This is a genomic window from Paraburkholderia ribeironis, from assembly GCF_900019265.1.
Taxonomy (GTDB): Bacteria; Pseudomonadota; Gammaproteobacteria; order Burkholderiales; family Burkholderiaceae; genus Paraburkholderia; species Paraburkholderia ribeironis.
In genome coordinates, this window is the sequence record NZ_CYGX02000065.1 from 1 (window position 1) to 8,828 (window position 8,828).

Annotated in this window: 8 protein-coding genes and 1 pseudogene; 4 read left to right on the plus strand and 5 right to left on the minus strand. The window is 60.0% G+C overall.

Features of this window, described 5'->3' with window-relative positions:
• Positions 1–158 precede the first annotated feature (158 nt).
• A complete protein-coding gene (locus BN2475_RS26150) occupies positions 159–410 on the minus strand; it encodes a hypothetical protein (RefSeq protein WP_094782373.1) in 252 nt (83 codons plus the stop codon).
• Between the two features lie 235 nt (positions 411–645).
• Between BN2475_RS26150 and BN2475_RS26155 the strand changes: the two genes are divergently transcribed.
• Positions 646–1,506: an SDR family NAD(P)-dependent oxidoreductase gene (locus BN2475_RS26155; RefSeq protein WP_094782374.1), complete on the plus strand. Its 861-nt coding sequence runs from the start codon at positions 646–648 to the stop codon at positions 1,504–1,506.
• A gap of 822 nt (positions 1,507–2,328) precedes the next feature.
• Here the strand turns inward: BN2475_RS26155 and BN2475_RS26165 are convergent.
• Together BN2475_RS26165 and BN2475_RS26170 are read right to left on the minus strand one after the other, a co-directional pair.
• Complete coding sequence (locus BN2475_RS26165) at positions 2,329–2,868, minus strand: ureidoglycolate lyase (RefSeq protein WP_094782376.1); 540 nt, start codon at positions 2,866–2,868, stop codon at positions 2,329–2,331.
• A gap of 30 nt (positions 2,869–2,898) precedes the next feature.
• Entirely contained in the window at positions 2,899–3,843 is a 945-nt protein-coding gene (locus BN2475_RS26170; RefSeq protein WP_094782377.1) for a LysR family transcriptional regulator, read from the minus strand.
• A 198-nt stretch (positions 3,844–4,041) separates the two neighbouring features.
• Here BN2475_RS26170 and BN2475_RS26175 point away from each other — a divergent pair, with 198 nt between their 5' ends.
• The 3 genes from BN2475_RS26175 to BN2475_RS26185 all read left to right on the plus strand — a co-directional run bounded on the left by BN2475_RS26175 (position 4,042) and on the right by BN2475_RS26185 (position 6,941).
• Positions 4,042–4,725 (plus strand): DUF2848 domain-containing protein, encoded by a 684-nt coding sequence (locus tag BN2475_RS26175; protein WP_094782378.1) that lies wholly within the window; start codon positions 4,042–4,044, stop codon positions 4,723–4,725.
• A 5-nt stretch (positions 4,726–4,730) separates the two neighbouring features.
• On the plus strand, positions 4,731–5,666 hold the full coding sequence (locus BN2475_RS26180) for an amidase family protein (RefSeq protein ID WP_425435569.1): 936 nt from the start codon (positions 4,731–4,733) through the stop codon (positions 5,664–5,666).
• Positions 5,667–5,795: 129 nt separating this feature from the next.
• Positions 5,796–6,941, plus strand: a complete 1,146-nt coding sequence (locus BN2475_RS26185) for a branched-chain amino acid ABC transporter substrate-binding protein (RefSeq protein ID WP_094782379.1) — start codon at positions 5,796–5,798, stop codon at positions 6,939–6,941.
• A gap of 336 nt (positions 6,942–7,277) precedes the next feature.
• Here the strand turns inward: BN2475_RS26185 and BN2475_RS26190 are convergent.
• Together BN2475_RS26190 and BN2475_RS26195 are read right to left on the minus strand one after the other, a co-directional pair.
• Positions 7,278–7,559 (minus strand): annotated as a pseudogene (locus tag BN2475_RS26190) (DDE-type integrase/transposase/recombinase); the annotation flags it as partial.
• A 605-nt stretch (positions 7,560–8,164) separates the two neighbouring features.
• Entirely contained in the window at positions 8,165–8,707 is a 543-nt protein-coding gene (locus tag BN2475_RS26195; RefSeq protein ID WP_245841597.1) for a site-specific integrase, read from the minus strand.
• Positions 8,708–8,828 lie beyond the last annotated feature (121 nt).

The following is an 8,828-nucleotide window of genomic DNA, read 5'->3' on the forward strand; positions in this document are numbered from 1 at the left end:
GCCAACATAAAGCCGCGTGACCGGCCTCTCCCTGACCTCCGGTGTCAGACCGTAGCCCCTACCGCGCGAGCGGTTTAGTCCGTCGACCACGAACGGTCCATCAGCTTGTGCGGACCGACGACCGCAATGCGGCCAGTAGCCGCCACCAACGGTCCGTCTCATTTGCGGTCCCCGAGCATCATCACTTGAATGCTGCCAAGCGGCATATTCGCCCAAGCCATCTTCTCGATCTCCTGATACATCACCCTCAGCTCTGCGCGGATGGCCGGGATATCTGCGTCGGGGTCATCGGTCGCATGAAAGGAATAGCTCGGGGGAGGAGGCGGACCGGCTTTTGCGGAGGCCATGACCGCGGCCTTCATTGCGCTGACCATCTTCGTGTGCAAGGCAACGTGCGCTGGGGCGCCCATCGCCCATTCCTTGAATTGCTCCAGACTAGGGACACGCTGATCTATGAACTAGCCGCCTGCGGCGCTCAATCCGAGGCCGAACCGGCAGGTTCACGCGTAGGCGAGGGCTGAGCGCCCAGCAGTTGCTCCGTGCTCCGTGTCGAGCGGGCAAGCGACTGGTATTGACTGGGCCCCTACTTGAACATGGCCGGCATCCGGTTACTCTCGCTGATCCGCAACGAGATGGAGCTTGCATATGAGGCTAGAAAACAAAGTGGCGTTGATCACCGGCGGCTACGGCGGCATGGGGCGTGCCTCCGCCCGGCTTTTTGCCAAAGAAGGCGCGACCGTATTCATCGCCGGGCGCAGCGAGGAGCGCGGAGATGCCTTGGTCGTCGAGATCAACGCAGCCGGAGGGAAGGCCCACTTCCTCGCGCTGGATGTGGTGAACCAGGCGCAGTGGGATGCCGCCGTCGCGCACATCAAGGAGCAGGCAGGCGGCCCGCACGTGCTTATGAACATCGTCGGCAGCAATGCGCTCGTGCGGTTCCCCAAGGTCGACATCGAGGAATGGAACAAGCTCTTCGAGATCAACGTCACCGGCACGCTGAGGGGCATCCAGACCTGCGCTCCTCTTATCAGGGAATCCGGAGGTGGCTCGATTGTCAACATCGGATCCGTCGCGGGCATCACGGGGAACTTCAGCTCCGGCTATTCGTGGTCGAAATGGGCGCTTGAGGGACTCTCGAGGTCTGCAGCTTACGTGTACGCCGACTGGGGCATTCGCTGCAACGTTATCCAACCGGGGTTCATCGAGACCGACCTTACGGCGCCCGTGACTTCGAATCTGTTGTTGAAAAAGATGCAGTCGAAAGTGATGAACAACACGGTATTGCTGCGCAGGAGCGGCAAGGCCGAAGATATCGCCTTTGCAGCGCTGTTTCTCGCGAGCGACGAGTCTTCCTACATCACTGGCACCGACATCGTGGTCGATGGCGGATGGTTTTCCTCAGCGCCCTACCTTGCCAATGAGCGCTCCCACCACATGCTCAAGCTTCTGGATGCCAAGGCCAAAGCGAAGGAACTCATGGATGATTTTCTCAAGAATTTTCACTAGCGGTTGACGAGGGCGATGTGCCAGTTAGCCTCTGGGCTGCGGCAGCAGCTTTCTTGTGTCACGGCTTCGCGCAGTCGCACGCTGAGTGCGATTACGCTGTTGGTCGTTACATTGCTGACGACGGTCGATCGCGTGCTCCACCCAGGGGACTTAGCCCCCCCGATCGCCGCCGTCGGCTTGGTCATGTGTTTGCTCATGATCGCGCTGATCTGGTGGGCGACCAAGCCCCAGGCGAATGACCGCAACGCCTGACCATCCGTTGAACCCAGTGACCGCTGCGAGCGCGAAGCAGCCTTACGCGGCTACAACTTGAAAGACGGCAACGGGTCGTAAGTATGCGTTCGCCTATCTGAGAGTCGCCGCTCGAAAGCCGGGTCGGGCAAACGACCGGTTAGCAACGTGGAGCAGCCCGATGAGGGTCGGTAGCTGAGCGTCTGCAATGGCCGAATTGTTTGCGTAGGTCGCCCGTCAGGTATTGGCCGGCAGTACGCATTCGTCCACCTCGCCGGAAACCTGACATTGAAGACTCCAACGTCACCTCTGTAGTAAGTTAACGTAACTGGTGCTCTCAGCCAGTTGCAGACCCTTGAACCGCTCGGCTTCCTGGAGGTGTCAACGGAGCGCTCAACCGGGAAAATGCGTGAAAATCAAGGGCATTCCAGACGAGAGCGTTCAGACATCGAAAGGTAACAGGCGATCGATTTCTACGAAGAGCTTTGAAGCATTCCTGCAGGTGCTCGCTGAGACCGATTTGGATCAAGCCGTACCAGAGAGAATATTCGTTCGAGAGTGACCTGATCATCAGGCCACTGCATGGGTGCACTAGTACACACTTTCGATCCGGCGCGTTTCGATAGTCCGAATCGCGCTTTCACAAGCGGGCGCACCGGTTTTCAGATGAACGACGAGATCGTAGGTCGTCGAAGGTCGCGTCAGCATCAGGCAAGTCGCCTCGCGTTCACGAACCCGTGTCGCATGCCAGATGTTCGGCCGCATGCAAAGGCCCATCCCGACGGGAATCGTGAAGGCTCGCATCGTGTCCATGTCCGGCTCGCCGTCTTTCGTCGAAGTCGCGACGATATGGACGACCGGCGCCGTCAGCGGCACGATAGCCTGTTGCGTCAAATGATGAACCTCAAGTGACGCAACGCTCTCGTCACGATTACGGTACGTCACCCACAGAATTTCTGTTTCACCCGGCGCGCCGGTATTGAACAGATGTTCGCGCCAGAAGTCCGACGCCGGGCTGATAAATGCAGGTGCATCGCCGTCGGCACGCACCGGCTTGCCAAGCATCCAGCCATAGGGTTCGCAACGTGTCGCACGGAGCGGTTCGACTGGAATGGAAAGGGCAGTGAGCATGAGGGGATACCCGTTTTGATGTGCAGATGTTCATGTGTGCGAGACAGAGTCGTCCGTGGGCGGGAATAGCGCAAATTCGGGTCCGTGCTTCAGGCAGAAGTCGAGCACGACGTTCAGCGCGAGCCGCGTGATGGATTCGGAGAGCAGGCTGTCGGGCGTGCGCCGGTACGCGGCAACGAGTGGCAATGCAGGCACGCGATGCGTGACTTGCAGCAGCTGCAACTTCCCCGCTTCGAGTTCGCCCATCACGAACGCGGGCGGCAGCACGGCAATACCGAAGCCGTCGACGACGAGCCGGATGATCGCAGCCACCGACGACAGGCAGTTGATCTGCACCTGCACGTCGCCACTCGCGGCGAACAGGCCGGTCAGAAACTCATGCGGCGGCGAGTGGCGCGCGAAACTGATCACGGGATAAGTGGCCAGTTCCGCCTCCGTCAACGCCTGGGCCGACAGGTTGAGCGCCGGACTGGCCATCCAGCGCATTGGCAGGCCGCCTAGCGGAACATTCATCATGCCGGAGCCTGCGACGCTCGTCGTCTGAAACGAAACGTCGATATGGCCATTGAGCAGTTGGGTCGACAGATTGGACGATGTGTCGCTGGTCAGTTCGATCACGAGATTCGGATACGTTTCGCGGATGTGCTTGAGCAGATCCGGCAGCCACGTGTGAACGATCGATTCGATGGCGCCTAGTCGTAACAACCCTGATACCTTCGAGCGGTCGCCGACGCTCGCGATCATCGCCTGATTCAACTTCAGCATCTGTTCGGCGAATGGCAGCGTCTTCGTGCCGTCCTGCGTGAGCGTTGCTTCCTTTGAGCCGCGCTCGAAGAGTCGCACGCCGAGTTCCTGCTCGAGCGCGGAAATGCGGCTGGAAATCGCCGCCTGCGTGGCATTCATCCGCTCGGCCGTCAGACGAAAGCTGCGCAGCCGGGCGAGCCAGACAAAGGTCTCGAGAAATCGCAGGTTCATTCGCGCCCCTGAAAGGGCAAGCTGGAATGCCCCAGTGTATCGCCACGCCTCACGTGACGGGACAAGAAAATATTTCGCCTCGCGACAACTTTAATTTGTTGGACACGGGTGCGCCGCACGCCAAAACTTTGCAGCGAGCGCCGATGAAACGATACAGCCGGGATCGGTGAGACGACGATTGAAGGAAGGAACGTTGCGATGAAAACAGTGGCATGTGAAATCGAATCCGGAACACCCGTCCACGTGAGGGTGAAGCGGCTCGTGATCGCGGGTTGGGCGGGCAGGGACAGTGCCGAGGTCGAGCATCATATTCGCGAACTTGAAGCAATTGGCGTACGCAGGCCGTCGGCCGTGCCGTGCTTCTACGAAGTCTCGCCCGATCTGCTGACGACTTTAGCACGCATCGATGTCCTAGGCGCGCATTCGTCAGGTGAGGTCGAAGTCGTGCTCATTCAGACCGAGGCAGACGGGCTGCTGGTCGGCATCGGTTCGGATCATACGGATCGCAGGGTCGAAAGCTACGACGTCGCCGTTTCGAAACAGATGTGCGCGAAGCCACTCGGCCGCACGCTCTGGCGTTATTCGGACGTCGCAGCGCATTGGGATGCACTGATTGCGCGCAGTTGGCGCATCGATTCGTCGGGCGAACGGGTCCGTTATCAGGAGGGCACGCTCGCGCGGCTAATGCATCCGGAGCATCTGATCAGGCGCGCGTTCGGCGCGATGTCGATGATTGCAGAGACCGTGCTGTTCTGCGGCACGCAGCCGGTGATTGGACCATTGACGTCGGCTGGCGTGTATGAGCTGGAACTGCACGACCCCGTACTCGGCCGCAGTCTAAGGCATCGCTACTCGGTCGATGCACTCACGCATACGGAGTGATCGCGATGAGGACCCTGCGTCAAACGGCCAGCGCGTTTGCACTGCGCACCACCTCGGCACTCGAGTTGCTCGACAACAGTCTCGCTGCCATCGATGCCGACCAGGAGCGCGGTGGCGTGACTTACACACACGTCGATCGCGAGGCGGCGCGCGAAGCTGCGTCCAGCAGCGACGCGTTCCGCGACCGCGGCTATGTGCCTTCGGCGTTGGCGGGCGCGCCCATTTCCGTGAAAGATCTCTTCGATGTGAAAGGCCAGGTGACGGCTGCCGGTTCGCGGATCTTGCGCGGCGCAGCACCTGCCGTGCGGGACGCCGCTGCAGTCGCACGCTTGCGGGAGGCGGGCGCGGTGTTCGTTGGCCGAACGAACATGAGCGAGTTTGCGTTCTCCGGACTCGGACTCAATCCTCACTACGGTACGCCCGTCAATCCGTACGATGCAAGCCGTCTTGCCGGCGGATCGAGTTCCGGCGCGGCGACATCCGTCGCACTCGGGCACGTCGCAGCCGCTCTGGGCACCGATACGGGCGGCTCCGTGCGGATTCCCGCTGCATTCTGCGGTCTCGTCGGTTTCAAGCCGACGGCACGCCGTGTGCCGCTCGATGGGGTCGTGCCGCTATCCAGGTCGTTCGATTCGATCGGTCCGATCGCTCGCAGCGTGGATTGTTGCGCGCTCATCGATGGTGTGATCTCGGCACAGACGCTCGATACCGCACCACGCCCGCTGACCGGACTGCGCTTCGGCGTCACTTCCGACTATGTCGCGGACGAACTGGACGAAACCGTGAGCACTGCGTTTAATCGTGTCATCGGAATGCTAAGGCGTGCGGGTGCTTCTGTCGAACACTTCGCCTTTCCCGAGCTGCATGAGATTGCAGGCCAGGCGACAGGACGTAGCGTCGAGGCCTTGCTGCATGCGAGCACACACGTCGCGACGGCATAGGGTTTGTTTATCGGCGCCGAAAAGAATTTGTCGTTGGACGTGCAATTACGGCGACTGAATACTGGTTTCCAGGCGCATCGCATCCGGCACAGCGCCATTCGATACATCCACTCTTGAAGCGAGGCAGCCTTGAAATCTACTTATCGTTCCTTCGCCGGCGTGATTGCGCTGGCCGCCATTTACGCTTCGGCGCATGCGGCCGATGCAACGCCCGCCGTCGTGCTGATCGGCCACGCTGCGCCGCTTACCGGTCAGCTCGCAAACATGGGCAAGGACAGCGAGAATGCGGCGCGCCTCGCCATCGACGAAATCAATCTGCAGCATCCCGTGATTGGCGGCAGGCCCGTGCAGTTCAAACTGGATTCACAGGATGATGCGGCCGATCCGCGCACGGGCACGCAGGTCGCCCAGAAACTGGTCGACGACGGCGTGGTGGCCGTGGTCGGCGACATCAATTCGGGTGTGTCGATTCCAGCGTCGCGCATTTATAGCGAAGCACAGGTCGTGCAGATTTCACAGGGCTCGACGAACCCGGCATATACGCAGCAAGGGTACAAGACGACGTTTCGCGTAGTCGCAACCGATGCCTTGCAGGGGCCAGCGCTTGCTCGTTACGCGCTCGGCTCGCTGCACGCGAAACGTATTGCTGTGATCGACGATTCGACCGCATACGGGCAGGGCCTCGCCGACGAATTCATCAAGGCTGCGAAGGCGGACGGCGGGACGATCGTCACGCGTGAGGCAACCAACGACAAGGCGACTGACTTCCGCGCCATTCTCACGAAGATCAAGGGTTTGCGGCCCGACGTGATCATGTATGGCGGCTCGGATGCGACGGCTGGGCCGCTGGCGAAGCAGGCCGCAAATCTGGGCATCACGGCGAGCGTGTTGGGCGGTGATGGAGCATGCACCGACAAAATGATCAGCCTGGCAGGGGACGCGATCGGCAACGTCGTATGTTCCGAGGCGGGCCTTGCGTTGTCGAAGATGCCGAAGGGGCAGGAGTTCGACCAGCGCTATACCTCGCGCTACAAGGTGCCGATCGATGCGTATGCGCCATTCGCGTATGACGCCGTTTACGTGATCTACGACGCGATGAAGAGGGCGAACTCGACCGATCGCGCGAAGGTGCTCGCCGCGATGCCGGCAACGCAGTATGAAGGTGTGATCGGGAAGATCGCGTTCGATCCACACGGTGACCTCAAAGATGCGGCAATCACGATCTACCGGTTCAAGGACAAGAAGAAGACGGTGATGGATGTTATTCGAATGTAGGAGGATGCGGTCGGAAGTCTGGGTGTGAGCAGGCTTCTGACGGAGTTTCGCGATACAAGGGCGCGAAGCTCTGTCATCGCGCTTCGTCCGTTGCTCAGGACTGGATGGCAGGCGGGAGTGAGCAAAAAATTGAACAGTTCGAATCCAATTGCGACCGCCCCGCCATGAGCGTTCCCGGCGCCAAGGGGCTCATGCAAACCCCGCCGAATACACCGCTGAATTCTGCAGGAATTTGTGGCATAGGTGCGCCCGGATTTGGCTCTGACGATTCCCAGCACGGAGGCTTTGTCGCGGTAAGCAACGAGAGGCGAGCGCGGTCGATACGCGAAGTACAACTTAAGTTACGAGGTCGTAGAATTGATCTGCGGCGGACGGATGGGTTCCGCGAGCACACTTCGTCTGCCCTTTCACGATCATGTGCATCAGTTCGATGCCGGTCAGAAGGATCCGGGCACCGCGGAAACTTTTGAACCCTAGCATGGGCAGCGTTTGTCGCTTGATCGCCCGATGGTCCTGCTCGACCGGGTTGTTGAGATATTTCGACTGGTGGACCTTGATGGGCGTTTTACGATCGGCATTGGTTTCTTCGAGCGCGGCGAGATTGGCGCCGCGTTTGTCGAACCCGGCACAATGAGGACGTGAAACAGAACGAGTTGAAACTCGACCTGGCGAACCAACGCAACCGTTTGCATTTCAACGACCAGACAACTTCTGGAAGCTGCCGTTGAGATCGTGGGGATCCATCGTCCGGAGTGCGTCGTGAGTACGCGTTCGTGGATGTGAGAGTCACCGCTCCGGATCCGGCTCGGGCGAACGGCCGGTTGGCAGCGTGCAGCCGCCCGATGAGGATCGGTAGCTGAGGGTCCGCAATGGCCGACCAGCCGCCGGCCGGCTCAGTTAGGCAACTGTGACCTGACGGTATCGCAGACGGTATCAACCTCCGAAGTCATCTCGAGATGCATCGCTTAGACGATTTTTCTTAAGCAGACGGCGCCGATTTTCCGATGCGGCCCACCTAAGGCCGTTAAGTGCCGGGCGGGAATGCCGGTATAGCTGACGGTATCGGCGGGCGCCATGCGATCCGAGTCCGACCCAGCGTTGGGTTTGCGGCAGGTGGTTGCTAATCGAGTGGGGATAGCGAATGGGAGCGACCTATGAGTTGCTGAGACGAGAAAAGATGGAGTACTCCGGGCGGCGACGATGAAGTCGCCACTTTCAGCGAACTATGCCTTTACATCGCAGAGTCGGTCGATGTAGTCGGCCCACTCCTGCATGACTCGGCAACGGTCGTCGTCGAACGTCGTTCTATCATAGGCCTGCTGCACCTCTCCTCGTTTTGCATGTGCTAGCTGCGCTTCCAGAACATCGATATCGATGCCGAGCCGTTCCCGGCCGACAGTGCGAAGCATGCCGCGAAATCCATGCGTTGCATGCTTTCCTCTGAAGCCCTTTTCACGCAGGGCTTTGCTTAGCGCGTCCCGGTGAACATGTGGTGTTTTCTGCTTCGCGGGCGACGGAAACACATAGTCGCCGCGGCCAGTGAGCGCCTGAAGCTCGTTGAGCAACGCAACCACTTGCCGGGGAAGCGGCACGATATGGTCGTGATTCATCTTCATCCGGCAAGCGGCAATATGCCACTCGGCCGTATCAAGATCGATCTCTTGCCAAGGGGCGGCCGCGACCACCCCGGGCCGCAAACCGGTAAGCATGGTTAATTTCAACGCGGCCCGCGTGATGGGAGATTTATACGCATTAATGGCGTGCACTAGGGAAACGCTGATTAATGAATCTCGGCGGTCATCGCTGACGCAGCCGAGGACGTTATAGAAGACAGCTCACGGAACGTACCCACGAGGATGAAGCGGCAGATCGGCTTTGCGGAAGCGG